We start from the raw sequence: 25,997 nt of genomic DNA, 5'->3' as shown, positions 1-25,997 counted from the left end.
GATCGGCCCCAGCGCCGTGTCCTCACTCAAACGGCTATTCTGGGGCTGCGCCCCCCCGACGGCAGCCCTTTCCCCGCGGCATTCGTCGCTCCGGACCGGGGGCTTCGGGCGGCAATCCGGGCCGGGATCGACCTGGACGGTCCGCAGAACCGCGCGCTGGCCCGCGCGGTCGCCGAGAGAGCGGTCGTGCTGCTGAGCAACGACGGCACCCTGCCTCTGGAGAGGCCCCGCCGTATCGCGCTGCTCGGCCCCAACAGCGACGAGCCCGTCGCCGTACTGGGCTGTTACTCATTTCCCCAGCACATCGGCATGCACCATCCTGCGACCCCCCTCGGTATCGAGTTGCCCACGCTTCGCGAAGCTCTCACCGAGGAGTTTCCCGACGCCGAGATCACGGTCGCCCGCGGAACCGGTGTGGACGACGGAGATCTCCTCGGAATCGGCGAGGCGGTCCGGGCGGCGCGCGAGGCCGATGTAGCCGTGCTGGTGCTCGGTGACCGCGCCGGGCTCTTCGGGCGCGGCACCAGCGGCGAAGGCTGCGACGCGGAGACCCTGCGGCTGCCCGGTGCGCAGCAGCAGTTGCTCGACGCGCTGCTCGACCTTGAGACACCCGTGGTCACGGTGCTGCTCTGCGGACGACCGTACGCTCTGGGCCGCGCCGTCGAGGAGTCCGCAGCGATCGTGCAGTCCTTCTTCCCGGGGGAAGAAGGCACGCGCGCGATCGCCGGAGTGCTCAGCGGCCGCACCAATCCCTCCGGCCGTCTCCCGGTCAGCGTCCCGCGCGGGCCGGGCTCCCAGCCGGCCGGCTACCTCGGGGCCCGGCTGGCACACGCCAACGAGGTGTCCAACATCGACCCGACCCCCGCGTTCGCCTTCGGCCACGGCCTGGCCTATACGCGGTTCGACTGGACAGATCTGATCGTGGACGTGCGGGAGACACCGACGGACGGCGAGTTCAGCTTCGCTTTCACCGTCCGCAACTCAGGCGGTCGAGCCGGCACCGAGGTCGTCCAGCTCTATCTCCACGACCCCGTCGCGTCCGTCGTCCAGCCGGTGCAACGCCTCGTCGGCTACGCACGGGTGGACCTCGAACCGGGTGCCGCACGGCGTCTGCATGTCACGGTCCCGGCCGACATCGCCTCCTTCACCGGACGCGACGGGCGGCGGGTCGTCGAACCGGGTGAGCTGGAACTGCGGTTGGCCGCCTCCAGTGCGGATCGACGCCTGACGGCCGCCGTCACGCTGACCGGGACCGTTCGTCACGTGGATCACACGAGGCGCCTGCACGCCACGATCCGCCAGGAGCCGGTCGGCCAGGCCTGAACCCGGGTGCGCAGCGCACACCGCGGCGGCGCTGCGCACGCGCGGCCGGGCCGTCCCCGTCCTGGCCTGGCCTGGCACGACGGGGACGGGGAACCTCGGTGTCGGCGGCACCGAGGGATGGCCGCCAGGCCCGCGTGGCCAGGCGGCCATCCGACGTTCCGTCACAGCACGCCTCGCCGGGCGAGGTTGCGCATCAGGGCTCCGACGCCGTATGTCCACGGCTCGGCCCGCTCGCTGGCGATGACGGTGTTGGCCAGGGCGCCGAGTCTCGGGCTGGAGATCCGCACCAGGTCGCCGTACTCGTGGGTGAAGCCCGCGCCCGGCGCCTGCCGGTCCTCGGTGGGAGCGAACAGCGTTCCGGTGAAGAGCACGAAGCCATCCGGATACTGGTGGTGCGGTCCATGTGTGGCGGCCACCAGGTCCGTTACGTCGCGGCTGATCTCCCGCATGGAACTCCTGCCGTGCAGCACGTATCCGTCCGTCCCCTCGACCCGCAGCTCGACGTCGAGACCGCGTACGGCTTCGAGGTCGAAGCCGTCGTCGAGCAGGCGGACGAAGGGGCCGATCGCGCACGAGGCGTTGTTGTCCTTGGCGCGGGACAGCAGCAGGGCACTGCGTCCCTCCACGTCGCGGAGATTGACGTCGTTGCCGAGTGCCGCTCCCCGGATCCGGCCGCGTGAGTCCGCGACGAGGACGACCTCGGGCTCAGGGTTGTTCCACACCGAGGTGCCGAGAACCCCGATGTACGCGCCGGTTCCGACCGCGGACAGTACCGGGGCCTTGGTGAACACTTCCGGGTCCGGCCCGATCCCGACCTCCAGGTACTGCGACCACAGTCCTTCGGAGACCAGCACTTCCTTGGCCTTGTCCGCTTCCGGGGACCCGGGACGGACGCCTTCGAGCGTGCCGCCCACCACCTGACCCACGCGGGCCCGGATCATGGCGGCCAGAGCCGGGTCGCCGCCCGTGCGTTCCTCGATGACGCGTTCCATCAGGCTCCGGGCGAAGGTGACGCCGGCGGCCTTGATCACCTGCAGATCGACCGGGGCGAGCAGGTGCGGAACGTCACGGCGGCCGACCGGTGCCCCGAGCAGGTCGTCCAGGCGCCAGACGTGTCCGCCCTCGGCATCGCGGACGACCTCCGCAGCGTCGTCGCGTTCCATGAGGTCGGAGACGGTGGGTACGACGGCCGTCAGGTCGACGACCTGCTCGCCCCGGACCGCTGCCACGCACGGTCCGTCCCACTCGGGGTCATGGACGCGTGCGACGAGCGCGGCTCGGTCGGCGTCCTCCGGCAGGACGGTGCCGGCGGTCAGGACCGGCCGCGGATGGGCGGTTTCCGATTCCACCATCAACGCTCCCCTGGATTCGAGGTGTGAGGCGACTGGACCGGTGCTCAGTGGGAGTCGCGGGGGACCTCGTATCCGCGGTTGCCGCGCAGGAAACCGAAGTCCGCGCCCTCGTGGGCCTGTTCCACGTTCTGGGTGTAGAGCCAGGTGTAGCCGCTGGTGTACTGCTCGGCCGGCGCGCGCCACGCCAGCCGACGGCGCGTGAGCTCGGCGTCGTCCACGTCCAGGTGCAGGGTGCGGCCCGGGACGTCGAGAACGACGAAGTCCCCGTCGCGCACCAGGGCGAGTGGCCCGCCGACGGCGGCCTCGGGCGACACGTGCAGAACCACCGTCCCGTACCCGGTGCCGCTCATCCGTCCGTCGCAGACGCGCACCATGTCCTTGACGCCGGCCTTCAGCAGCTTCGCGGGCAGCGGGACGTTGGAGACCTCGGGCATGCCGGGGTAACCCCTGGGGCCCGCGTAGCGGATGACGATCACGGTGTTCTCGTCGATGTCGAGTTCGGGATCGTCGACCACCTCGTGGTATGCCTCCGGGGTGTCGAAGACGCGTGCGGGTCCACGATGGGTGAGCAGGTGCGGGGACGCGGCGGACTGCTTGATCACGGCACCGTCGGGGCACAGGTTCCCCCTGAGGACGGCGATACCGGTGCCGGCCGGCTGGAAAGGAGCGTCGAGGCCGGTGATGACGTCGGAGTCCGCGCGTTCGGCGCTCTCCGTGTTCTCGGCGACGGTGCGGCCGGTGACCGTGATCTGTTCGCCGTGCAGCAGTCCGCCGCGCAGCAGCTCGGCCATGACCACGGGCAGTCCGCCCGCGTAGCAGAAGTCCTCCATGAGGTACTTGCCGCTGGGCATCAGGTTGACCAGGGTCGGCACCTCCCGGACGAGGTCGTCGAAGTCCTGCAGACCCAGTCCGACACCGACACGCCCGGCGATGGCGATGAGATGGATGACGGCGTTCGTGGAACCGCCGATGGCCGCGTTGACCCGGACGGCGTTCTCGAACGCCTCCCGGGTCAGAATCCGCGAGGGGCGCAGGCCCTCCTCCACCATGCGAACGATGCGCTGCCCCGCCGCCTGCGCGGTCTCCATCCGACGTGCGTCGACCGCCGGCCAGGCCGCGGACCCCGGCAGTTGCATGCCCAGCGCCTCGGCCAGACAAGCCATCGTCGACGCGGTCCCCATAGTCATGCAGTGCCCGTGGGAACGGGCCATGCACCCTTCCGCGAAGAAGCACTCCTCCGCGGTCATCCGGCCGGCTTTGAACTCCTCCTCGAACTTCCACACGTGGGTGCCGGATCCCACGTCCTGCCCACGGTACTTGCCGTTGAGCATCGGGCCGCCGGTGACCATGACGGCGGGCAGGTCGACACTCGCGGCGCCCATGAGCATGGCGGGTGTCGTCTTGTCACAGCCTGACAGCAGCACCACGCCGTCAAGGGGGTTGGCCCGGATCAGTTCCTCGACCTCCATCGCCATGAGGTTGCGATAGAGCATGGCGGTGGGCCGCATGAGGGTCTCGCCCGTGGCCATGGTGGGGAACTGGAGAGGCAGCCCACCCGCCTGCCACACTCCCCTCTTGACTGCTTCCGCGACCTGGGTCAGATGGGTGTTGCACGGTGCGAGTTCCGAGGCGCTCGTCGCGACACCGATGACGGGACGCCCGTCGAACACCTCGTGGCCGAGTCCTTGGTTGCGCATCCAGGAGCGGTACACCATGCCGCTGCGACCCTGTGCGCCGAACCATGCCTGGCTCCGGCTGCCGGCTTCTCGACCCTCGGTCATGCACGCACTCCCGTGGCTGTGACGTGGTCCGCTTCGGGTGGGGCCATTGGGGGTGGGGACCCGCAGGCCGTACCCTGTCAGGCAATCATTAAATGATTCGATGAATGGCGTCCAGGGGGGAGGCGGACATCGTGGCGGACTTCCCGACCATGCACCATCGCGTGGTCGACCAACTCGGGCGACGGATCGTGGGCGGCGGATGGAAGCCCGGTGACACACTGCCGGTCGAGGAGGCGCTGGCCGCCGAGGCCGGCGTGAGCCGAGGGGTCCTGCGCGAGGCGGTCAAGGCACTGGTGGCGAAGGGGATGCTGCATGTGCGCCCGCGTACCGGTACCCGCGTGCTGCCCCCGAAGCAGTGGAACCATCTGGACCGGGACGTGCTGCGCTGGAAACAGGCCGAAAACGCCACGGCTCTGCTGCGTGACACGGGTGAACTTCGCCGGGTCGTCGAACCCGAAGCGGCCCGGCTCGCTGCCGGCCGGGCCACTCCCGACGAGGTCCGAGCCCTGTACGACCATGTGGCGGCCATGGAGGCCGCGGCGGCGGAGCCCGGCGGCACGGGGTACGTCGAGGCCGATATCGCCTTTCACCAGGCCCTGCTCGACGCCAGCGGCAACCCTCTCCTCGGCTCACTGGGCCGGGCTGTCCACGTCGCGCTGGAACACAGCTTCCTGGTCAGCACCCGGACCCCCGGTGCGGTGGAAGCCTCTCTGCCAGGTCACCGGGCCGTCGTGCGAGCCGTCGAGGCCCGGGACGGCGCGGCCGCGGCGGCCGCCGTACGGGCTCTCATCGAGGCAGCGGACAGGGACATCGCGCAGAGCCCGGTCAGGGGATCCGCTTCGAACCGGCCCGACACCCGAACGACCCGGACACCGCGGTGAACGTCGGCCTGGACGGGCTGCCGGCGCCCCGGACCGGCCGCACCTGGTCTACGAACGGTCCACGCCGACGGGGCCTGAAGTCCGGGCCCGGGGAGACCACCAGCTGATGCTCCGCACTGGCGCCGCCGGTGGGTTCTGACACCGGTTGCCGATCGGTGATGACACCGGCCCCTGCCGGCCTGGGCCTTTGGTGGCGGTGGAGTGGCGTGCGCCGGTTCCGTCAGAGAGAGGGGGCCCTCTGACGGAACCGGATGGGAAGGTGAGTGTCTCAGCTGTGGCCGGTCACGGTGAACTTCCACTGGCCGGAGCCGACCCTGTAGACGGTCTCGTCATCGCCGCTGTTCTGCGGTCGCGCACCGGAAGTGGCTCGGACCGTCACAAGGGGCTGTCCGAGGTGCGGGACATGGACGGTCGCGGTGCTGCCGACCGGGATGGTGACGTCAAGGGTGGTGCTGTCGCCGTCGCTTGTCCAGGAGCTGGCAACCCGGCCGCGGACGGTCTCGATGGATGCCGCCGCGTGGCGCAGGCCCGGCGGGATCTGCGGGTCGATGGCCACGGTGCTGTAGCCGGGGCCGGTCGGCCGGATGCCGCCCAGCTGCGTGTAGAAGGAGGCGTTGATACCGGCGAACATGGCGTGGTCGTGGCTCTCCATGCTCGATGCGTAGGTCCACTCCTCCCACGAGGTCGTCGCCCCCTTCGTGATCTCGTAGCCGAAGCCGGGATAGGTGCGCTGGCCCAATACCGTCATCGCCACGTCGGTCCGGCCGATGACGGCGAGCGCGTCCATGAGGTAGCGGGTGCCGAAGATGCCCGTGTCGAGGTGACCGGCGTCCTTGGTGAGGATGGTGTTGACGAGCTGGGCACCGACCTTGTCGACGCTCTCCGCGGGGACCATGCCGAAGGCGAGCGGCAGCACGCTGGTCGTCTGGCGTCCGTCGCCGTAGGTGTCGCCGGCCGCGTTGAGGAACTCGGTGTTGAACGCCTGCTTGATGGCTTCGGCGAGGTGGGTGAAATGCGCGGCGTCGTCGCGGTGGCCCAGTGCCCCGGCCGCCTTGGCGACATCCACGGCCTGAAGGTACGACAGGGCGGTGTTCACCACCGAGACTTCGCTGGTGCAGTTGCCGGCGTTCGGGTTGCCGAGGCCGCCGTTCGCGTTGGAGCTGCGGTCGGGAGGGCACCAGTCGCCGAACCCTCTGCCGGCCGGCCAGATGTGTCCGGGCACGTCGGTGGCGTTGGTGTCGACGAACTTCTTCATCGCCGCGTACGCGGTCTCGAGGGTGGCGCGGTCGCCGTACTGCTCGTAGAGGGCCCAGGCCAGGGTGATCTGGTCGCCGCCCATGTCGGGCTGCTGGGCGTTGCCCCCGTCGTTGGGGAGCGGAGTGCCGGGCGGCATGTCCTGGAGGTAGTTGGCGTAGAAGCCGTCCATACCGAACTCCCGGACGGAGGCGTCGTGATACGCCTGTACGTCCATGCCCGGCGGGGTCCGTTCGTCACGGACCGGGTTGTCGGTGGGCAGGCTCATCGAGTTGTTCAGGATGGTCCACCTGTTGTTCTGCCAGATGCGGTCGAGCAGCGCATCGGACGAGGAGAACATGCCGGTCGACGCCACGTCGGCGTGCGCCACCCTGGCGTCGAGACTCTTCGTCGTCGGAGTGCCCGGGTAGCCGGTGACCTCGACATAGCGGAACCCGTGGTAAGTGAAGCGGGGTTCGTACGTCTCGGTGGTGCGAGTACCTGCCAGGGTGAAACGGTCGGTGGCCGCCGCCGCCCGGTTGGTGGTGGTGTCGAGCATGCCGTCGGCACCGACCTCCTCGGCCGTCCGCATCCGTACGGTGCTGCCCGCCACGCCCTTGACGTGCAGCCGCTCCCAGCCGGCGATGTTCTGACCGAAGTCGTAGACGTAGACGCCCGGCTTCGGCTCGGTGAGCCTCACCGGCGCGAGCGTGTCGGTGACCCGGATCGGCGGCAGGGTGGCGGCCGCCGGCGTGCCGGTCGGCGCTTGCACGGTCCGCACCGGCTGCCAGCGAGTTCCGTCGAAGCCGGGTTTGTCCCACCCGTCCTTTTCCAACTGTGCGTTGTAGGACTCGCCCGCGTAGATGCCGTTGCTGGTGATCGGGCCGGTGGACCAACTCCACTCGCTGTCGGTGGTAATGGTCTGCCGACGGCCGTCGGCGTAGGTGACCTCGAGCAGCATCACGGCCTGCTGGGGCCCGGACCAGCGGAAGCCGTAGGGGCTGAACCGCTCGTCGTATCCGTTCCCGAGCCACAGCCCGACGGTGTTCGCGCCGCTCTTGAGGTCGTCGGTGACGTCGTACGTCGTGTAGAGGTCGCGCTTGTCGTAGGGAGTGGAGGCCGGGGCCAGCACCTGGTCGCCGACCTTGGCCCCATTGAGGTGCAACTCGTAGAAGCCCAGGCCGAACACATAGGCGCGGGCGGTCGCGACCTTCGTTCTGTCGAGGGAGAAGGCACGGCGCAGCATCGGCGCGTCGGGTTCCGCGTCGAGCAGTGTCGGGTCGCTCCGAGGTTCGAGCTGACCGCCGGTGACCGGGCTGCCGGGGAAGAGCGGGTCGGGTGAGGTGCTGAAATCGTCGGAGAGGAGAGCGGCGCCGTCCATGCCGTGAACCGCGACGTTGTCGTACAGGGCGTCCTCGGGGACACCGTTGGTCACTGAACTGCGAAAGCCCAGGGTGCCCGCGCTGAGGGTGGTGTCGGTACGGGAGTCGACCTGGGCGCCATCGATCGAGGTGGTGATGCGGCTGCCCTCGGCTCTGATGGTCAGGTGGTGCGGGGCGTTGACGTTCGCGGTGGTGATGACCGGACTGAGGTCGACTTCGCCGAGGTTGGTGAACCGGCCGCCAGACTGGACGTGCGGACGCAGCAGCACCTTGCCGGCCGTCTGCGCGGCGTTGATCTGCCACATGTAGTAGTCCTGTGCGTCCTTCACCCGGAACAGGACACTCGCCGCACCGGTCTTGATGGTGAAGTCCGCGTCGAGGGTCAAGTCCGACCAGGAGTAGCTGTTGCCGGTGTCCGGGCTGATCCACTGAGCGCCCTGCCAGTCCGCCGCGTTCAGCAGACCGGTCTCCCAGTGCGCGGTCGGGCTCCACTGGGAGGCCCTGCCGTGCGCGTCCCACACCCGCACAGTCCAGTAGTAGGCACGCGAGGAGGTCAACTCCGGCCCTCCGTAGGCCACTCCGACCGAGTCCGCGTCGGACACCCGGCCGCTGTCCCAGACGTCCGCGTCCTCGGTGGTCAGACGCTTCGGACTGCTCGCCACCAGGACGCGGTACGCGGTCTGCCGGTCTCCGCGCGCGGAGGAGCGCAACTGCCAGCCGAGGCTGGGCCGGGTGTCGTCGGTGCCGAGCGGGTTCACCGTGCCGTCCACGGTCAGTCGTCCAACGGTGATTCGGCCGGACGCGGCTACCGCGACCCCCGGACCGCCCGGCGACACCCCGAAGACCACCGCCCCCATCAGGGTCATGACCGTGAGCCATCGTGATGACTTCCAGCGCCAGCGACCGTGCACGGGCTTCCCTCCAAGTCACGGCAGGACCATCACCGCGGAATGAAACGTTTCAATCGACTGGGACGTTGGCAATGTACGAGCGCATTCCGTCGGGGTCAATGGATCAGACGAGTCTGCTCTTGCTGTCGCCACGGCGTCTGCCACGGCGAGGGTTCCGGACAGTCGTCGTGTTCTCACGGTTGGGCGATCTCCGCGTGGCCGGCTCATGGGCCGGAGAGGGGGCGGCTGTACGCCGTGTGTATCGGTTCAATCCGACGGTGTCGCGGTCGGACAGGTGGCGCGGAGCGTGACGGGTGGACTGCGGGAATGCCCTGCGCCTGTCCGGGGCCGGACACCACCGCACACCGGAACCCACGCCGCCCGGGACCTCATACGGTGCGTCCCGGCCTCCGCTGCGGGCGGGCCCGTTCTTACGGCGTGGTGTCGCAATGAGCGTGGTGGACGCCCTCGACGGCCGTGATCGGCATCGGATGGACGCGGCCGCGTCACGCTCGGCGGAGCGCGTGCCCGGCGGCGTGCCGGGTGCGCGGAACCCGTCCAGGACCGTGCGTCGGGGCGGCGCCGCTCACCTTCCCTCCGCTACCGGTCCGTCGGGCGCGCGCCTCAACTGATGCAGTTGCAGGGCGAGATGTACGCGCAGTCCCCAGTCACCGGCGCGCCAGTCCGCTCCCAGGACCGCCCCTATGCGGTCCATCCGCTTCAGCAGGGTGTTCGTGTGGATGTGGAGGGCGTGGGCGGTTCGGCTGAGGTTGCCCGAGTGGGTGAAGAAGGCGGCGGCGGTGGCCACGAGGTCAGTGGAGCGGCGGCGGTCGTAGTCGAGGAGGGGACCGAGGGTGTCGGAGATGAAGTCCCGCAGTTCGTGGGCGCGTCGGGGGTCGAAGACAAGGGCGTACATGGCGTAGTGACGGGTGGTGGCGCCACGGTCGGTGTCACCGAGGGAGCGCATGACGTCGAGGCAGCGTTGGGCGAGGGTGAAGGAGCGCGAGCGGTCGTGGCCCGTGACGCGGTCGAGGACCACGAGGGTCGGGGAGCCCAGACGGTGACGGAGCCGGTGGTGCAGCTCCGCGGCCGCCGTCTCCGGGTCGTCGGTGTGCAGCAGCATCGTCCCCCGGCCCAGGTATTCGCCCGCGAGTCCGGACCACTCGGTGGAGGCCGCGTGCAGTTCGCGGACGACGTCGGCGGCGGGACGCCCGGGACAGTCGGCCGCCACGAGGACGTTCAGGCGGTCCACGTCGACGCCACGGGCGAGCGCGCGGTCACGCAGGGTCGGGTGGACGGGGTGGAGCGGGGGGCGGGACAGCAGTTCGGTGAGCAGTTCGCCCCGCACCCGTTCCTCCGCCTCGACGCGGGCCTCGCGCATGAGCACGAGCAGGCCGGTGATCTGCGCGGAGCGTTCCAGCATCCGGACGTCCGCCGAGTCCGTGGCCGCCCGCCGCCACAGGGACAGAGAGCCGAGATGGCTGCCGTCGGCCTGGATGGCCGCCACGCTGAGGACCGTACCGTCGTCGCCGCGGCCGTGGACACACCGGCCGGTCCGCCGTGCCTCCTCCAGCAGCTCCCGTTCCAGCGGCGGGTCGACGTCCGGCGTCGCGGAGCCGGGGGACCGGCTCGCGACGACCTTGTCGTCACGGTCCCGTATCGTGACCGCACCCTCCAGGTGGTCCACGAGCAGCTGCGCGATCTCACCGGGCCCGCCGCCCGTCAGCACCACGTGGGTCAGCGCCTCGTGCACCGCCGCGGCCAGTTCCATCGTGGCGACCTGGCCCTCGATGACGCGGTAGGCGTCCCGCAGCCGCCGCAGTGCCACCCGGCTCTCCTCGTAGAGCCGGGCGTTGTTCAGGGCGATGGCGGCGTGGTCGGCGAAGGCACTGAGAAGGGCCACCTCGTCCTTCGGGAAGGGGCGCTCGGTGCGGTCGGCGGCAAAGAGGACACCGATCACCCGATCGCCGACCAGGAGCGGCACCCCGAGGAGCGCCACGAGCCCTTCGTCGCCGACGAGCCGGTCGAAGCACGAGTTGTGGTCGATGCCGTCGGCCGCGCGGTAGTCGCTGACCCAGTAGGGGGCCCTGGTCTCGATCACCCGTCCGCCCAGGCCGGCCCCCGGGGGCATCCGTGCGGACGAGAACTCCGGTGAGATGGTGCCCGCGGACGCCCTGAGCCTGAGGTTGCCGTCGGCGTCCAGGAGCGAGAGGTACGCGAAGTCGCTGCCGATCAGCTCGTGTGCCTCTCGGACGATCGACGGGAGCACCACGTCGACCTCCCCGAGCACGGCCAGCGAACGGGCCGTCGCGTAGAGGCTGGTCAGCTCTCGCTCGCGACGCAGACGGTAAGCGGCCAGTTCGGGATGTTCGGCGTGTCCACCCTGATCGCGAGCACCCTGCGCGTCGGAGTCGGTGCGTGGCATCGGTCCGGCCTCCACGAGAAGCGAGCAGGTGGAGGTTTCCTCCACCGCGTGAGCGCCAGGAGTGTATCCCCGTCCCATCCTGCAAAGCGTCCGCTCAGCTCTACTCTCGCCGCACGACACAGAGTTGTGACGCAGGTCGCAGCCCTACCGAGAACCGAGGGACGCCTCCCATGGCCTCTTCCGCGCAGGCCCCCATCCAGGGCAACAGCTCCGACCCCGCCACCGCCTCCGGACGCCGCACCGGCTGGCAACTGCTCGCAGCCGGACTGATCGGCAGCTCGATCGAGTGGTACGACTTCTTCCTGTACGGTACGGCGGCGGCTCTGGTCTTCCCGCACGTCTTCTTCCCGCACTCGTCCGCCTTCATGGGCACTCTGCTGTCCTTCAGCACCTTCTGGGCGGGCTTCGTGGCCCGGCCGCTCGGCGGTCTCCTCGCCGGTCACTTCGGTGACAGGTACGGCCGCAAGCCCACGGTCGTCGTATGCCTGACAGGCATGGCCGTCGCGACGTTCCTCATCGGCTGTCTGCCGAGCGCCGCGAAGGTCGGCACGCTCGCCCCGGTTCTGCTGGTGCTGCTGCGCTTCGTGCAGGGTGCGGCCGCGGGCGGCCAGTGGGGCGGCATCGCGCTCCTTCTCACGGAGTCGGCCCACCCCAAACGCCGCGGGTTCGCCGGCACCTTCGGCCAGACGAGCGTCCCGGTGGCGGTCATCATCGTGAACCTGGTCTTCACCACGACCAGCAGCGTCGTATCGAGCGACGCGTTCCTGAGCTGGGGCTGGCGCATCCCGTTCCTGCTCAGCGCGGTCATGTTCCCCGTCGTGCTGCACATCCAGCGCAAGGTCGAGGACACCCCGGACTTCCGCGAGCTGCAGGAGGCAGCGGCCAGGACCGCGCAGGCCCGGGTGGTCCGGGCTCCGATCGCCGAAGCCGTTCGCCGCAACTGGCGTACGATTCTGCTCGGTTGCGGCACGCTGTCCGCCACGAACAGCCTCTTCTACGTGAGTATCACCGGCCTGCTCAGTTACGGCACCACGACGCTGCACATGGAGCGCAACTCACTGCTGACCGCCACCCTGCTCAGCTCGGCCCTCATGGCGGGCATACTCCCCTACGCGGGCCATCTGTCCGACCGCTTCGGCCGGCGCAGGCTCATCCTCGTCGGCGGGCTCGGCGTAGCGGCCTGGGCGTTCCCGTACTTCGCGCTGGTGGACACGGCGTCGGTCCCGCTGGTCTTCATCGCCGTCACCGTCGGCTTCCTCTTCCAGGGGCTGACCTACGCCCCGATGGCCGCGTATCTCGGCGAGCTGTTCGCCCCCGACGTCCGCTATTCCGGTGCCTCCTTCGCGTACCAGTTGTCCGCCATCGCCGTCAGCGGCAGCACACCGGTCCTGATGACCACCGTGATCGCCAAGACCGGAACGACCACCCTGATCGCGGTCTACATCACGCTCATGGGTCTGATCACCTTCGTCAGCGCGTGGTTCCTGCCCGAGACGAACCCGGCGGAGGTACGGGCCGATCCGGAGAAGCTGCCCGGGACCCAGCTGTACGCCTGAACGGTCGGCCGGAGACTGTCTGGACGCCCCGGAGACGCATGAATTCCCAGATGTTCCCTTTGTTGCCTACGTCCCGTCTGCTCAGAACCGTACGGAACCCACCAGCGGCCCCGGCATCGCGAACCACGAGGAGAGATCGTCATGTTCACCCCCCGACCGGGGTTCCCCCTCGGTGACATCCCCAAGGCGTACGCGGCTGAGCGTCCCGAGGCCGTCGCGGTCCGCTCCGGGGAGGATCAGCTGACGTGGGCGGAGCTGTTCCGGGCGAGCGGCGAGATCGCGCAGGGGCTGGCGCAGTCGGGCGTGACGAAGGGGCGCATCGTCCCGCTCGCACTGCCGAACGGCGTGGACGTCGTGGCCGCGGCCTTCGCCTGCCTGAGACTCGGTGCCGTGCCCCAGCCGCTGTCGACGCGGCTTGCGCCGCCCGAGGAGGAGGCGATCCTCACGCTGTCCGATCCGGCGGTGGTCGTCGGCCTCGATCCGGGCACACCGGAGGGGAACGGCCGGTTCAGGGCGACCACGGTCGCAGAACTTCGCCGTCAGGGCGCCGGGGGTGGCGACCTCGTGACAGAAGTGGGTCCCTCGTGGAAGGCGCCCACGTCGGGCGGATCGACCGGCAAGCCGAAGATCATCCTCTCGGGGGCCGAGGGGGCCTTCAACCCCTTCGACATGGAGGCGTGGGGTCTCAGGCCGGGCGAACAGTCCCTTGTCACCGCGCCGGTGCACCACAACGCGCCCTTCTCCACGGCCATGACGACCCTGTTCAACGGCGGCACCGTCACCCTTCTGCGGCGTTTCGACGCCGAGCGGGTGCTGGCAGAGGTCGAGGAGCACGGGATCACCTGGGTGTATCTGGTGCCGACGATGATGCGACGCATCCTGGCCCTGCCCGAGAAGACCCGCGACCGCTACGACCTCTCCTCGCTGGTCTCGGTGTGGCACTGCGCCGAACCGTGCCCGCCGGCGACCAAGCAGGCGTGGATCGACTGGCTCGGACCGGACCGGATCTGGGAGCTGTACGCCGGGACCGAGGCCCAGGCCGGCTGCACCATCTCCGGTACCGAGTGGCTGGCGCACCGGGGTTCGGTGGGCCGTCCCACCTGGGGCGAGATCAAGATCATGGGCCTCGACGGCGCGCCGGTGAACGAGCCCGGGGTACCCGGTGAGATCTTCATGCGCGTCACGGAGGGCAAGCCGCCCGCCTTCCGCTACATCGGCGCCGAGACGGAGGAACGGGACGGCTGGTCGACCCTCGGCGACATCGGCGAGTTCGACGCGGACGGCTATCTGTATCTGCACGATCGCCGCTCGGACATGCTCCTGGTCGGCGGGGTCAACGTCTATCCCGCCGAGATCGAGGCCGCGCTCACCGAGCACCCGCACGTCCTGTCCGGCGCGGTCATCGGCCTGCCGGACCCGGACCGCGGCAACCGCGTCCACGCCATCGTCCAGATCGAGGAAGGCCGTCCGACGACGGCCGAGGAGATCGACGCGTTCCTGGCCACCCGCCTGTCACCCCACAAACGGCCCCGGTCCATCGAACTGGTCACGACTCCCCTGCGTAACGCGGCGGGCAAACTGCGCCGCTCCGCGCTACGCGCCGAGCGCCTGTCGTCGACGTGATGACCGGCTACGACGCCATTACCCCGGGCGGAAAGCCGGGAACCGTGATAGAGCGCGCTCGTATCGCGCTGTTGCTGGATGAGCAAGCCGGCCCGGTCTTCGCTGATCCAGCGGCTCAATGCGATAGGCCAGCTCCATCACTTCCAACGCCGCCGGACCCGAGGGGCGGTAAGCGACCTCGATGTGGGCCGTGTCGCCGCAGCAGTCGAGTTGCACGCGCCCTGGCGGACCAGCGGTCTCAAGGGTGAGGCCGTACAGGTACTCCTCAGACACGACGAGACCCAGGTCACGCGAGACTCGTCTCAGGATTCGGTCCCACTCGTTCCGTTGCGCCTTAGCTTGTTCTTTATCTGCCGTCCGCGTCATAGGGCGGGGATGGACGGTCCCAGACGGCGTCTGACCGGCTGACAACCTTTCGAAGTTCGCGGGCACTTCGGGGTGATATGGCCTGCATCACGATGTCGAGGAGGGCTCGGGCTTCGAGGGGATTGCCGCAGCAGTACCAGTGCACGTTGCCCCACTCGTAGTCGTGCCACAGATCCCGCTCGGGCTGGTGGACGTAGTCCTTCCACAGGCACACGGCTGTGCTGACATCGCCTGGCTGCAGATAGTTGCGGGTGTGCTCAATACGAGCGATCTCGGACAGTGCACTCGAAGACAGGCCGTCGATAACAGGCCTTGCACCGTTTGTCAGGTGGCTGCCGGGTGCGCCAGCACGGATCTGTCCTGGCCGTCTACGCGGCATGGACCTTTCGCCCGTCCGCACGGCTGTACGTTTCACCTTCGGCGGGTGTTGACCGCGTCGAACCACTTCTGTGAAGGGTGATCCAGATGAACAGCCCTGCCGGCCCCCTTGCCCCAAGCAGCGCCGGTGGCGCCGCGCCGGCCTTCCGTCTGGGGGTGGTGCAGACCGCCGCGCCACTGCTGGGCGGCGGTCTGGTGGGCACCGTGCTCGCGTACGTGCTCGTGGCGGCCACTGGTGGGCGCATGACGGTGGGGGAGCTGTGGACGTGGGTCTCGGCAGCCATGCTCGCGAGTGTGGTCGTTCCAGTCCTGTCCCCTCACTACCGTGTCGAGCTCAGCGACGACTTCCTCGTCCTCCGCGGGGGCAGGCGCCGCGATATCGCGTGGCGGGACATCATCGGCCTGGAGGTCCGGAGGACCGCTGGGGTCCGGACGGTGGTCGTGCACGTGTCGGATGGACATCGGATACCGCTGCGCGCGCCAATGTCCCTTCTGGACCGCCGCTTCGACGACAAGGCCCAGGTCCTCATGGACTGGTGGACCGCACGCCGGGTTGGCCCCGACCGCGTGTAGCGGCCGAATCGGGGCGGAATACCCCTGTGCCCCAACCGAAGCGATCATGCGTGACCTGGCCGCCGCGAGACTGACAGGCGTCGACAGCGGGTGGGAGAGCGTTCTCAGGACCGCGGTGTCGGGTCGGTGCGGGCCAAGGCGATGACCCTGGCCTTGAGAACGATCAGTCGCGGTCGGCTTCGCGGGATGTCGGCTGGCCGCTTCTGCGGGAACTTCGTCGGGTGATTCGCCTGTTCATGAGCGTGATAGCTGCCCAGGTGATCAGCGACTCGGAGTGCTGGATGAGCCGTTCGTCATCCCGCGCATGCCGACGGGCGTGCGTGATCCAGGCCAGGGACCGCTCGACCACCCAGCGGCGGGGAAGGATGACGAACCCGACGGCGTCCTTCGGCCGGCCGACGGTCTTGAGGGTCAGTCCGAGGTTTGTCTTTGCCCAGGTCACGAGCTGTCCGGCATGGCCGGAGTCCGCCCGGACGATGGTGATCTCGGGGTGCATCAGCCTCAGCCGGAACAGCACTTCCTTGGCCGCCTCGCGGTCGGTCATGTCGGCCGGGGTGACCATGACGAACAGCGGCAGTCCTTTGGTGTCCACGACCAGGTGCCGCTTGCGGCCGTTGGTCTTCTTCGCGTCGTCGAAGCCGCGGGAGTCGCGGCCAACGGTCTCTGCGGCCTTGACCGACTGGGAGTCGATGACGGTGGCGACTGCTCCCGGGGCCCGGCCGATCTCCCGGCGGATGCGCTTGCGGAGCTGGTCACGGATCTGCCCGACGATGCCGGCGGCAGCCCAGCGGGCCATGAAGCCGTAACACGTGCGCCAGGGCGGGAAGTCCCTGGGCAGAGCCCGCCATTTACAGCCGGTGTCGACCGCGTACCGGATCGCGTCCGCGATCTCCCGACGGGGGTGCTTCTCCGGTCGCCCGCCGGTCCTGGTCTCGCAGGCCGGGGTCGGCAGCAGCGGTTCGATCAGCGCCCATTCGTCATCGAAGGTGTCGGAGGGATAGCAGCGTCGCCGCGGCAACGGTTCCCCTCCCTCCAAAGACAGTGGCTGGGCCGGCTTCGATGTAGTCGGCGATCACGTCGAGTGTGGACTCGACCGAGCCGAGCTGTGTGTTCAGGTACTCGGCCCAGCGGCCTTTCGGCCGCAGGGCCACGTGCGGGGCTCGGCAAGGGCGCCTGGCACGCGATGACGCTGCACTGGAACAGCAAGACCAACGGCACACTGCCCCCTGTGGAACTCGAAGGCTCTGCCCCTGGGCACGATCCCCCCACGCGGCACCGTCACCACGCGGATCTCCGTGTCCTTCCCCAAGAAGTCCATCAAGGCCGCAAATTACGACTTCCTCGACGTCCGCAGCAGTGCATGCGCCAACACCCGCCTGGACTGGTACACCGGCAACGGATTCTCCTACTGGCCGTGGAAGGGGACCCCCGGAAAGCCCGCCTGACCCTCCTGCAGATTGCCGAAGAGTGGCGGCTCGGGCTCAGACTGCGTCACTGGCCTGCCACGGCAGCCCAGTGACGGATGTGCTGGTCGGGATCGACCTGGGCGGATGCGAGTGTCGTGTCGAACGGCTCGCGCAGATGTGGCGGGTATACCGCACGCGAGGTGGGCAGGCCCCGCGGGACACGGTGACGCACCCGCAGGTCGGTGGACTCAGCGAACACCCGCATGGCCGCCTCCCGCCAGGCGTCCTTGACGCAGGCTGTGTGGCCGGAGACATGGAAGCCGCGGCAGCCGACCGCGGCGGTGGCCGGGTCATTCCGGTTGGGGCTACGTGGCGATACTCCGTGTCCGCGTCACGCTGTCAGCACACGATCGAGCGCTGCCCGGCCTGCGGGTCCCCAGGTCGGCTTGCCGCCCGGAAGTCCCTGCTCCCCGTTCTGGCCCATCAGGATGAGGAAGAGGCTCTTCATGGCAGCCAACCCTCGGGCGCGCCGGATCGTCGCCTCGTCCGCCTGCGCGTACACCTCGAAGAACCGTGAGCCGGCGCCCGCGGGAAGCAGCAGCCACGCGGCCGTCAGGTCCCATGCTGGATCGCCGGCGAACATGGCGTCGAAATCAATCACGCCCGACAGCGTCCCGTCCGAGACGACGACATTCGCGGGATGGAGGTCCCCGTGCAGCCATAGCGGCGGGCCCTCCCACTCGGGGGCCGCAACGGCATCGTCCCAGACGTCCCACACGGCCCGTGCATCGGCGGAAAAGCCGCCGGGGGCAATGGCCCGCAAGAAATTCTCGAAGGCGCCCGTGTACTCCTTGGGGTGACCGCCACGGTCCGAACTGGCCGGCGCCTCAGCGGGCGCCGCCACATGGAGCGCCCTGAGGAAGCCCGCCAGAGTGTCGGCCGCGTGGTCGCCGCGACTGATCGAGGTGTAGTCGAGTGGCTCGCCACCGACCCACGTCATCACACTCCACGGCCTCGGAAAGCGCGCGGACGGTTCGCCGATCCGCACAGGCACCGGAACCGGGAGCGGAAGACGCGGGGCCACGACAGGCAGCCACCGGCACTCCTTGCGCAAGAGACCCGTGGCACCTTCCATGCGCGGCATACGCACAGCCAACTCATCCCCAAGGCGCCACATCTGGTTGCCCCAGCCACCCGCAACCTCACGGATGGCCAGCCCTTCGAGATCCGGATGCTGCTCCCTCAGCAGCTCGCGGACCAGGTCTGCGGTGATCTCGATCTCAGAGTCGGTCATGCAGAGCCACAGTACTGGGGCAGGCGGAGCGAACCTCACTCTCCAGAAGATCCAGCTGGACAAACTTCGTTGCGAGAGGTCAGCAAAGACGCCCCTGGCACGCTCGGATCAGGAACAGCCGCTCCCCCCATCGCGTGTATGCCAGTCGTCCTTGTGCTGAGCTTGTGGGAGTGGCCGAAGGCCTGTTCATCGTCCGAGCAGCTGCCGTACAGGGCGTGCAGAGCTCCTTCGCGGTGCGCTTGGCGGGGCGTCCGACCGGGCCCGTGGTGAGTCTAGAAGGACCGAAAGATCTCTGCGGGGTCGGTCCGGGCCGCCTCCGCGACATCTGCGAAGTCCAGGTTGGCGATCGCCAGATTCGCGTGGATGTCGTGAATGCCGGCGGGAATGGTGCGAACCGATCCGCCGTAAGCCTCGAACTCCTCGTCGCTCTCGCACGCGTCCCTGGTCAGGACCGCCACGGCCAGCAGCGGATGTTCGTGGTCTCGCATAGTTGTGCGGTCGGCGAGGAAGACCACGCTCAGGTCCTCGTCCGCTGACACGGCCGTGATCACGCCATCGGGTGTGGCGCCGGTCCAGACCGGATCGTCGACGATGTGGACGTGGGGCTCGTAGTCACCATCGCCCCACACGCTCAACAACTCCTCCCGTACGGCTTGCCAGACCGTCTCCTCACTGAAGTCAGTTCTTATGACCAGTGCGGCGAACTCACCATGACGAGTGACAGCGGGCAGCACTTCGGGTTCCGATCTCTACGGGTGCAGGCACCCGTACAAGATGCCAGGCCGTACCGACCGCCGGTCGCTCCTCAGTGAGAAACGCCATCTCCGAAGAGACGGAACGACCTCAAGGGGCGGTCACGGTAGGCCGGAGCCGGTGGAGTCGGCGCTTCCCTTCGGAATTTTCGGAGGCGGCGGGCCCGGTCGGAAGGACTGCAGCTGACCATGCGGGTCCTGGAGTCCGCCCCGGAAGGTGAGATCACTGATCACCTCGGCTATGAGAAGCACGACTCAGCCGGCCGGGGCAGTGGCAACTCCCGCAACGGAGGCCGGGCCAGGACCGTGCTGACCGACGTCGGGCCGGTCGAGGTAAAGGTCCCAGGTGACACACGGGCACGTTCGAGCCGCAGATCGTCAAGAAGCGGCGACGCCGGCTGACCGGGGTCGGCTTTTGCGGCGCGCGCCGGGCGACTTGCCCGGCTTCTTCCCGGCAGCCGGCTGTCTCCCGCGCGGCGGCGAGGCGGGCGAGGGCGCTCGCGTCTCCCGCCCGGTCGGCACGCTGGTGGAGACGCCGAGCCTCATTGCGCGCGATGCGGCCGCCGGCCTCCCTGATCTCCGCAATCCGGACGACGGCCGACGTGTCCCCCGCCGTGGCGGCCAACCGTCCCAGTCGTTCCGCTCCTTGTGTGGCTCCTGCCAGTTCTCGCAATTCGGCCAGTCGGACGAGCGGGCCCGTGTCGCCCGCACCCGCAACCTGCTGGGCGAGCTGTTCCGCCCGGATGAACCGGTGGCGGATCCGGGCCGCATCAGCGAGGTTGATGCAGCTCTCGGGGAAGAGGCCCACCGGCGAGTGCGCCGAAAGACTTCGGCCGGATTCATGGCCGGATCCCGCCCTCCGCACGACGGGTACGTCACAGCTGGGTATCCCTCCGGCAGGTACATCGGCGCACGCGGGGTGGGAGGAGCCGACCCGGGTGGCATGGAGGGGACCGGAGGCCGAGAGGGGACCGTCACGCCGTAGCCGGCGGCGACTCGCGATCCGTGCACTGCGCGACCAGGGGCGTTACGGACCGACCCTGCGCGAGGTGATGCCCGCGTTCGCGGGCGTCGTGGCGGTGGTGTGCGGGGTGGTGGCGGGCGTCGCGGTGGCCTACCGGGCGCTCGGGGCCGGCGTGCTCGTGGCGGCGCTGGCGCTCCTCGCCGTCGCCACCCCGGTCGTGGTCCGGCACCACCGTCCGCTGGCCCGTCGCCGTCTGGGGCACTACACGCCCGAGGAACTCGCGGAACTGGACACGGACGGGCTCATCCTGGCCGTGTCCCGAATGCTGCGCCGGGACGGCTGGGTGGTTCTCCCCCCGTCCACCCGGCAGGATCGGCCACGGGTTCGCGCACGGAACGGCCAGGGCCACCGCATAGAAGTGGCGTTCCGTCCAGTGGCCGAGCCCCTGCCCGACGAGGACGCGTCCGCGCGCTCCGCACGCCGGACGGGCACCACTCTGCGGCTCGTTGTACACCGGGGGACCTTCAGCCACCGTGACGTCCAATGGGCGCGGCGCCAGGGCGACATCCACCTCATCGACGGCCCGCGCCTCAGGAGTTGGGCGCACGGCACACCCCTGCACCGGCTGACCGATGCCTCCTGAGCGGCCGCTCCTGGAACCGCGCCGGGTAGAGGCGACCGCTTGCAGGTGAGTGAAGGCGCGCTCGCCAACCCAGTGTTGGGTTCCACGTCCGGAACCGTGTTCGGTGCCACGTCGCGCCGTCAATGTCTTCACGCCGGGCTCGCGAACGAGGCGGCGGTACCTGTCGTGGTCGCCGCCACGGTCACCGAACGACACACCAGGACGACGCCCGGGCCGACCGCGCTCGCCCCGCACAGGGCGGCTCACGACCGGAGGTATTCTCCCTGCGGATCGAAGCAGACGAGGCCGTGTTCGCGAGCCGGCACAACGGCCTACTGGCTCTGACAAAAGCTGCTGATCATGCGAGTGCGGGCTTGTCTGCTCGTCGGATTGGTCGTGGGGAAACGTCAGTCGCGGCCGTGGCTCGTGTCGGATGAACTGTGGTCGCCCATCGAACCCTGCTGCCCGTGCCGGCGCCGAAGCTGGTCGAGGGCAGACCTCGAGTGCCGGGCCGGCAAGCACTGCGCGGGATTCCCTTCGTCCTGCACACAGGTATCCAATGGGAGTACCTGCCTCAGGAGCTGGGCTTCGGGTCGGGGATGACGTGCTGGCTGCGCCTGGCCTTGGGGACCGCGCATCGAACGCGTCGAGATCAAGGACATCGCCCTTCCGGAGAGTTCCAGGCGTCCCAGCAGCTGACCGACGCCGCCGCGACCATGGCGACACCCCCGGAGCACTGCAACTGCGCCTGCTGCAGACCGTCGGGGACATCTCGGTGGAGAACAACAGCACGCTCGTGATGCCGTTCCCCGTGGAGATGCTCCGCTTCTTCGAGCGGCAGAGCGGGGAACCCGACGGCGAGTACGCGCCCGGAGCGGCTCATGCTCCGCGCAGCCCGAACTGACCGTCCCTGTCCAGCCGGTCCCCCCGTCTTGCCTCTGAGTGGAGAACGCGTCGGCTCCGGTGGCGAGCGGATCGGCAGTCGTGCGGCAGTGGCGCGGGAACGGCGGGACAACTGGCCGGCACGAGCGGGCTTCGACCCCGCCGGGTCACGTGTCCACGGCTGATCCCCGGCCGGTCCCGGGCAGTCGCCGGGAGTGAGAAGATCTGTGACGCGGCAAGTCGTCCACCGGTCGTCCGTTCGCCGAGCGGTGGGCGTAGTCGACCACGATGTGCCAGTCACCCGAGTGTGTGAACAGGTTGCGTGACCGGCCCGAGAGCCGGTCCGCCGCGTCGTGGACCCCGGAGCTCGCGCTGTTGGGGGTGCTGGTATCCGAACGGGTGGAAAGCAACCCGTCGGTTCAGCATCATCGACGAGCGCGCACTTCTCCAACTACCCATGTCCAGCAGGCGATCCGAGGATACTGGCGCCCGAGGTCACGTCCCCGGGTGAAGGTGACGGTAGCAACGCCCCCTGGAATGGCGGGGCTGAGGACCGCGGCCTCGGTGGAGGACCAGGCGGGTCAGGACGTAGTGGCGCTGGCGCGCCGCTGGCCACTCATGGACAGGTGATCACGCTGTGAGGTACGCCCTCGTTCACGAGGTGCCCCTCCCTACGAAGAACACGCCCGGAGTGACGAGAAGAACCGCCCGGGATTCCCTGGATGCCGGACCGGTTCACCGGTCACCCACGGCGGTTGTCGTCCCGACGGTCATCGCGCCGCCAGCGCGCCCGGTTCTGACGGTTGTAGCGACGGTCCCAGCGGTCCTGACGGTCCCGCCGTTCCCGGTAGTCGCGGTAGTCACCAAGGTCGTCGGACCTGTCGCCGCGGATCCAGCCGCCCCTGCGCTCACGGCCGTAGCGGGAGAGGCCGAAGAGCAGCACGGCCGCGGCCACCCACCAAAGAGGATGGAGAAAGCCGAGGCCGAGCAGGACCACGATCAGGACGACAAGCAGAACGAACACGGCGGGCCTCCCCGGAGCGGAGCAACGCATCAGTGCCGGGGGCCGGGGCCTGTTCGAACAGCCTAGCCCTCCATGGAGGTTACGGACAGCGGCCCGTGTCCGCGGCTTCCGGCCGAACCGGCGGGACCCGATTGACCACTTGACAGCTGCCGGCGAGTACCTCGGGGACTGGCGTGCATGGTGCGGCCCTTGCCCCCGGCAGCGTCGATCACCTCTCGCGTTCCTCCGAGGGCGTACCTCGCGCATCAGTGCCGGAATCCGTCCCGTACGCGATCCCGGCGCGGCATCGATGCGCTTCCTGCGGGCACCTGTTGCTGCCCGTCACCTCGCACGCACTTCACGACAGGCGGTACACGTGTACGCGCTGATCGTTCCGGCTCGCCCCCTTCGTCCTGCTCGCCACCGTGCTGGGCCTGTCCTGGTGGGAGGACCGCATCCTGCCGGCGGCCGAGTCGGCCGAAGCCTCCGGCTAGGCTCCGCCAGCCCCTGCCCCGCTCACCGAACCCCTCAGTGCCAACGCTCCGTTGACAAGGGAGGTCGCCCGGCGCTGACTTGCGGCACGGCGTAGGACCATGCCACTGCGGATCACCCGGGTGACACATTTCGTCTTCCCGTCTCAATGCGAGGAAGAGATCCGCGCGTACCTCCTGGGTCAGCTCTTCGGCGTCGTCGCGATGGCGCGATCGCTGTGCTGCGTACTGAACGGCCGGCAATGGCGAGACGTCTGCGGCGGTCAGGCAGGCGAGGGCTTCGCCCGCTGCCGCAGGCGGCAGTACCCGGGCGCTGAGGTACCGGTCCCACGACGAACCACCGACAAGCGTTGGCCTGGGGCATCCGCAGTGCGAGATCGCTGTGGTACGCGCAAAGGACGAGAGCGGTGGGATTCGCGTGAGGGGTGACCCCGGGGTTCATGTGAGGCGCCGCTGACCGTGCGCGGTCTCCACATGCGCTAGGCCGGCGTCTGTGTCGCGGACCGCTTCAGTCAAGGCGACGGTGTTCCTCCGCGCTCCAGGCGCGGGTGTCACGCGGCGGGAGGTACGGCTCTTCGCCCTTGGGCAGTCCGCCGACGACGGCACGCTGGCGGGCCAGCTCCGCGTCGAACTCCAGGCCCAGCAGGACCGCGATGTTGCTGATCCACAGCCACATCAGGAAAACGATCACCCCGGCGAGCGTGCCGTACGTCTTGTTGTACGACGCGAAGTGCGCCACATAGAACGCGAAGCCCGCCGAGGCGATCATCCAGAGCAACAGGGCCAGCACACTGCCCGGAGTGACCCACCGGAAGCCGCGGCCCTTCACGTTCGGCGCCGCCCAGTACAGGATCGCCACCATGGCCATGACCATCACGACCAGCCCCGGCCACTTCGCGATCGACCACACCTTCAGCGCGAAGCCCCCGATCCCCAGCGCCGAACCGGCGGCGCGGGCCAGACCACCGGTGAACACCACGATCAACGCGCTCACCACCGTCAGGACCAGCAGTACCACGGTGACGCCGACCCGGATCGGCAGCACCTTCCACATCGGCCGGCCCTCGGGCATGTCGTACACCACGTTGGCACTGCGGATGAACGCCGCGATGTAGCCGGAGGCCGACCACACGGCCAACACGACGCCGGCCACAGCGACGATCGAGCCGATGCCGCCGGACGCCTGAAGCTGCCGAACCGCGTCGGTGATGACGTCCCGGGCCGAACTCGGCGCCAGTTTCTCGACGTTGTCCAGGACCCGTTGGGTCGCCGACCTGCCGGCGATACCGAGCAGCGACACCAGAACCAGCAGCGCCGGAAAGAGTGACAGGATTCCGTAGTACGTCAACGCCGCGGCACGGTCGGCTAGTTCATCATTCTGGAATTCCCTGGCCGTGCCCTTTACCACTGCCCAGAGGGACCCTTTCGGAAGTGCGGTGGGCCTGTCCGGCGTATGTCTCTCGGCCCGCTGTCTGGGTCCCGTTGTCCGTCGCATACCACTGGGGTATCCCCGCCCGGCTCAACCATGTGTCCGCACTGCGCGCCCTGCCCGTGTGCGACCGCCGCGCCTGGATGGCCTTAGGAGTCCCGGGTGTGCCCTGGAAGCCACGCGCGTGAGGCGCTCCCTCGCATCGAGCCAGCCCACAGTGCGTCCGGCGTCCCAGACGGCAGCCGTTCTTCGCCGACGCGGGCGGAGCCATCGGTGCTCAGCCGGGGGCTACCCGGTGAATCGCGAGGGCGTCGAGGCGATACGCCCGGGCGTCGGACGGCGCCCACACGAGCTGCCCCGTCCGTGTCGACCGCCCCGGGGGTTGGTCCGGGGCGCTCTCCACAAAGCGTTGAAGACGCGCGATGCACTCCCGGTAGAAACGCGACTGGGTCGGCCGGCCGAAGAGCTGCCAACCGAGTCGGACGACTCGGCCCAGGGCCGGGGAACCCTGCGAATAACAGGAGACGACGAAACTCACCTCGCCCGTGTCGCAGCGCTTCACCACCTCGTAGGCCACCTTTCCCCGTTCGAGGTGTCCTTCCAGAGTCTCGTACGCCCATCCCCAGACACGGGCATCGCCGCTCCACCGGTCGACGACCTCGGTGACACGTACCCCGCAATAGAAATGCAGACCGTAGAAGCGCGCTTCGAGCAACATGTCCCGGCCGAGCAGGGGCTGCTCCGGGTCGTACACCGCCCGCACGATCCGCGGAGGCGAGAACTCGTAGTCCCGGACGAACCGGCAGGCCCGCTCCCACGTTCCGCCCGGGTCCGGAAGCCCTGGACCTTCCGCCGGCAGGGCCGCACCGTACGTGTCGATGTTCCAGGCCGGGCGCCGCACCTCCTCGACCGCGTAGTTGACGCGGGCGTCCGCGAGGTCCCGCAGGACACGAGCTGCGTCGACGCGTCCGAAGACGCGATCGCGGGAGGCGCCGGATGTCACTGCGGTTCCCGCAGCGCCTCACCGATGAGCCACAGCATGGGAGGCCACAGCCCGACGAACAGCGCGCGTCGCTCGGCGTTGCCCCGCTGCTCCTGGTCGGAGGTCTTGGCGCGGACCCAGAGAGCGACGCACAGGCCGATCGCGGCGAACGAAACGAGGTGGAAATGGGTACGGCGCAGGCCGGCACCGTACAGGATCCGAATCACCATGTGGACCTCCCTCTTTCCGTGCGTGCGTGCGTGTCACCCTCCCAGTACCGGGTACTCAGACAAATATGCGCATTACCGGGCATAAACTACTGAAGGCCAGAGAAGCCCCCGTATCACGCTGCCACCCACGCGCGCTCACCGTCCTCGCACAATGGGCGCTGGGAACGATCCTGGTCACG

Annotated in this window: 20 protein-coding genes and 2 pseudogenes; 10 read left to right on the top strand and 12 right to left on the bottom strand. The window is 69.1% G+C overall.

Annotation, left to right across the window (positions count from 1 at the left end; translation table 11 throughout):
- A partial coding sequence (locus tag ACFXI4_RS20335) for a glycoside hydrolase family 3 C-terminal domain-containing protein (RefSeq protein ID WP_384992678.1) occupies positions 1–1,323 on the top strand: 1,323 nt, incomplete at its 5' end.
- 161 nt (positions 1,324–1,484) lie between these two features.
- Here the strand turns inward: ACFXI4_RS20335 and ACFXI4_RS20330 are convergent.
- Together ACFXI4_RS20330 and ACFXI4_RS20325 are read right to left on the bottom strand one after the other, a co-directional pair.
- The gene (locus ACFXI4_RS20330; RefSeq protein ID WP_384992869.1) at positions 1,485–2,672 is read right to left on the bottom strand and encodes a fumarylacetoacetate hydrolase family protein; all 1,188 of its coding nucleotides are present in this window, start codon (positions 2,670–2,672) and stop codon (positions 1,485–1,487) included.
- Positions 2,673–2,719: 47 nt separating this feature from the next.
- The gene (locus ACFXI4_RS20325; RefSeq protein WP_384992675.1) at positions 2,720–4,456 is read right to left on the bottom strand and encodes an IlvD/Edd family dehydratase; all 1,737 of its coding nucleotides are present in this window, start codon (positions 4,454–4,456) and stop codon (positions 2,720–2,722) included.
- Between the two features lie 104 nt (positions 4,457–4,560).
- Here ACFXI4_RS20325 and ACFXI4_RS20320 point away from each other — a divergent pair, with 104 nt between their 5' ends.
- Positions 4,561–5,337, top strand: a complete 777-nt coding sequence (locus tag ACFXI4_RS20320; RefSeq protein ID WP_384992672.1) for a FadR/GntR family transcriptional regulator — start codon at positions 4,561–4,563, stop codon at positions 5,335–5,337.
- A 268-nt stretch (positions 5,338–5,605) separates the two neighbouring features.
- Here ACFXI4_RS20320 and ACFXI4_RS20315 read toward each other — a convergent pair whose 3' ends face one another.
- Positions 5,606–8,818 (bottom strand): family 78 glycoside hydrolase catalytic domain, encoded by a 3,213-nt coding sequence (locus ACFXI4_RS20315; RefSeq protein ID WP_384992669.1) that lies wholly within the window; start codon positions 8,816–8,818, stop codon positions 5,606–5,608.
- Positions 8,819–9,428: 610 nt separating this feature from the next.
- Positions 9,429–11,267 carry a helix-turn-helix domain-containing protein gene (locus ACFXI4_RS20310; RefSeq protein WP_384992666.1) on the bottom strand — a complete coding sequence of 613 codons (1,839 nt, stop codon included), beginning with the start codon at positions 11,265–11,267 and terminating at the stop codon, positions 9,429–9,431.
- A 170-nt stretch (positions 11,268–11,437) separates the two neighbouring features.
- Between ACFXI4_RS20310 and ACFXI4_RS20305 the strand changes: the two genes are divergently transcribed.
- From ACFXI4_RS20305 to ACFXI4_RS20295, 3 genes are all read left to right on the top strand, one after another.
- Positions 11,438–12,823: an MFS transporter gene (locus ACFXI4_RS20305; protein WP_384992663.1), complete on the top strand. Its 1,386-nt coding sequence runs from the start codon at positions 11,438–11,440 to the stop codon at positions 12,821–12,823.
- A gap of 141 nt (positions 12,824–12,964) precedes the next feature.
- Complete coding sequence (locus ACFXI4_RS20300; RefSeq protein WP_384992660.1) at positions 12,965–14,446, top strand: AMP-binding protein; 1,482 nt, start codon at positions 12,965–12,967, stop codon at positions 14,444–14,446.
- An 831-nt stretch (positions 14,447–15,277) separates the two neighbouring features.
- Positions 15,278–15,763 (top strand): hypothetical protein, encoded by a 486-nt coding sequence (locus ACFXI4_RS20295; protein WP_384992657.1) that lies wholly within the window; start codon positions 15,278–15,280, stop codon positions 15,761–15,763.
- A gap of 163 nt (positions 15,764–15,926) precedes the next feature.
- On the opposite strand, the gene ACFXI4_RS20290 is transcribed toward ACFXI4_RS20295, so the two are convergent.
- Complete coding sequence (locus ACFXI4_RS20290) at positions 15,927–16,781, bottom strand: IS5 family transposase (protein WP_384992656.1); 855 nt, start codon at positions 16,779–16,781, stop codon at positions 15,927–15,929.
- Between the two features lie 277 nt (positions 16,782–17,058).
- Between ACFXI4_RS20290 and ACFXI4_RS20285 the strand changes: the two genes are divergently transcribed.
- A complete protein-coding gene (locus ACFXI4_RS20285) occupies positions 17,059–17,208 on the top strand; it encodes a hypothetical protein (protein ID WP_384992654.1) in 150 nt (49 codons plus the stop codon).
- Between the two features lie 46 nt (positions 17,209–17,254).
- Here the strand turns inward: ACFXI4_RS20285 and ACFXI4_RS20280 are convergent, their stop codons facing one another.
- The 3 genes from ACFXI4_RS20280 to ACFXI4_RS20270 all read right to left on the bottom strand — a co-directional run bounded on the left by ACFXI4_RS20280 (position 17,255) and on the right by ACFXI4_RS20270 (position 19,197).
- The gene (locus tag ACFXI4_RS20280; RefSeq protein WP_384992651.1) at positions 17,255–17,434 is read right to left on the bottom strand and encodes a hypothetical protein; all 180 of its coding nucleotides are present in this window, start codon (positions 17,432–17,434) and stop codon (positions 17,255–17,257) included.
- Between the two features lie 126 nt (positions 17,435–17,560).
- Positions 17,561–18,463: an aminoglycoside phosphotransferase family protein gene (locus ACFXI4_RS20275; RefSeq protein ID WP_384992649.1), complete on the bottom strand. Its 903-nt coding sequence runs from the start codon at positions 18,461–18,463 to the stop codon at positions 17,561–17,563.
- A gap of 272 nt (positions 18,464–18,735) precedes the next feature.
- Positions 18,736–19,197: a DUF6924 domain-containing protein gene (locus ACFXI4_RS20270; RefSeq protein WP_384992646.1), complete on the bottom strand. Its 462-nt coding sequence runs from the start codon at positions 19,195–19,197 to the stop codon at positions 18,736–18,738.
- Positions 19,198–19,371: 174 nt separating this feature from the next.
- Here ACFXI4_RS20270 and ACFXI4_RS20265 point away from each other — a divergent pair.
- The 4 genes and pseudogenes from ACFXI4_RS20265 to ACFXI4_RS20250 form a co-directional block, all read left to right on the top strand.
- Positions 19,372–19,625: pseudogene (locus ACFXI4_RS20265) on the top strand (transposase); the annotation flags it as partial.
- A 528-nt stretch (positions 19,626–20,153) separates the two neighbouring features.
- On the top strand, positions 20,154–20,822 hold the full coding sequence (locus tag ACFXI4_RS20260; RefSeq protein WP_384992643.1) for a hypothetical protein: 669 nt from the start codon (positions 20,154–20,156) through the stop codon (positions 20,820–20,822).
- Positions 20,823–21,161: 339 nt separating this feature from the next.
- Positions 21,162–21,424 (top strand): annotated as a pseudogene (locus ACFXI4_RS20255) (transposase); the annotation flags it as partial.
- A 152-nt stretch (positions 21,425–21,576) separates the two neighbouring features.
- Entirely contained in the window at positions 21,577–21,705 is a 129-nt protein-coding gene (locus ACFXI4_RS20250; RefSeq protein WP_384992641.1) for a hypothetical protein, read from the top strand.
- Between the two features lie 720 nt (positions 21,706–22,425).
- Here ACFXI4_RS20250 and ACFXI4_RS20245 read toward each other — a convergent pair.
- From ACFXI4_RS20245 to ACFXI4_RS20230, 4 genes are all read right to left on the bottom strand, one after another.
- Complete coding sequence (locus ACFXI4_RS20245; RefSeq protein WP_384992639.1) at positions 22,426–22,707, bottom strand: hypothetical protein; 282 nt, start codon at positions 22,705–22,707, stop codon at positions 22,426–22,428.
- Positions 22,708–23,685: 978 nt separating this feature from the next.
- Positions 23,686–24,672, bottom strand: a complete 987-nt coding sequence (locus ACFXI4_RS20240) for a YihY/virulence factor BrkB family protein (protein WP_384992636.1) — start codon at positions 24,670–24,672, stop codon at positions 23,686–23,688.
- A gap of 211 nt (positions 24,673–24,883) precedes the next feature.
- Complete coding sequence (locus ACFXI4_RS20235; protein ID WP_384992633.1) at positions 24,884–25,609, bottom strand: DUF1990 family protein; 726 nt, start codon at positions 25,607–25,609, stop codon at positions 24,884–24,886.
- Positions 25,606–25,818, bottom strand: a complete 213-nt coding sequence (locus ACFXI4_RS20230) for a hypothetical protein (RefSeq protein ID WP_362719533.1) — start codon at positions 25,816–25,818, stop codon at positions 25,606–25,608. The genes ACFXI4_RS20235 and ACFXI4_RS20230 overlap by 4 nt, the downstream gene beginning before the upstream one ends.
- Positions 25,819–25,997: the final 179 nt, after the last annotated feature.

Origin of the sequence: Streptomyces sp. NPDC059224, assembly GCF_042754285.1 — a bacterium.
Taxonomy (GTDB): domain Bacteria; phylum Actinomycetota; class Actinomycetes; order Streptomycetales; family Streptomycetaceae; genus Streptomyces.
The sequence above is the reverse complement of the archived record's forward strand: the minus strand, read 5'-3'. Positions and strand labels throughout refer to the sequence as shown.

Excerpts from the sequence above, each read along its gene's own strand:
- ACFXI4_RS20230 (WP_362719533.1), bottom strand. The coding sequence starts at position 25,818 with ATGGTGATTCGGATCCTGTACGGTGCCGGCCTGCGCCGTACCCATTTC.
- ACFXI4_RS20325 (WP_384992675.1), bottom strand. The coding sequence starts at position 4,456 with ATGACCGAGGGTCGAGAAGCCGGCAGCCGGAGCCAGGCATGGTTCGGC.
- ACFXI4_RS20310 (WP_384992666.1), bottom strand. The coding sequence starts at position 11,267 with ATGCCACGCACCGACTCCGACGCGCAGGGTGCTCGCGATCAGGGTGGA.
- ACFXI4_RS20320 (WP_384992672.1), top strand. The coding sequence starts at position 4,561 with ATGGCGTCCAGGGGGGAGGCGGACATCGTGGCGGACTTCCCGACCATG.
- ACFXI4_RS20315 (WP_384992669.1), bottom strand. The coding sequence starts at position 8,818 with ATGACCCTGATGGGGGCGGTGGTCTTCGGGGTGTCGCCGGGCGGTCCG.
- ACFXI4_RS20280 (WP_384992651.1), bottom strand. The coding sequence starts at position 17,434 with ATGCGGGTGTTCGCTGAGTCCACCGACCTGCGGGTGCGTCACCGTGTC.
- ACFXI4_RS20240 (WP_384992636.1), bottom strand. The coding sequence starts at position 24,672 with ATGCGACGGACAACGGGACCCAGACAGCGGGCCGAGAGACATACGCCG.
- ACFXI4_RS20305 (WP_384992663.1), top strand. The coding sequence starts at position 11,438 with ATGGCCTCTTCCGCGCAGGCCCCCATCCAGGGCAACAGCTCCGACCCC.
- ACFXI4_RS20275 (WP_384992649.1), bottom strand. The coding sequence starts at position 18,463 with ATGACCGACTCTGAGATCGAGATCACCGCAGACCTGGTCCGCGAGCTG.
- ACFXI4_RS20295 (WP_384992657.1), top strand. The coding sequence starts at position 15,278 with ATGAACAGCCCTGCCGGCCCCCTTGCCCCAAGCAGCGCCGGTGGCGCC.
- ACFXI4_RS20300 (WP_384992660.1), top strand. The coding sequence starts at position 12,965 with ATGTTCACCCCCCGACCGGGGTTCCCCCTCGGTGACATCCCCAAGGCG.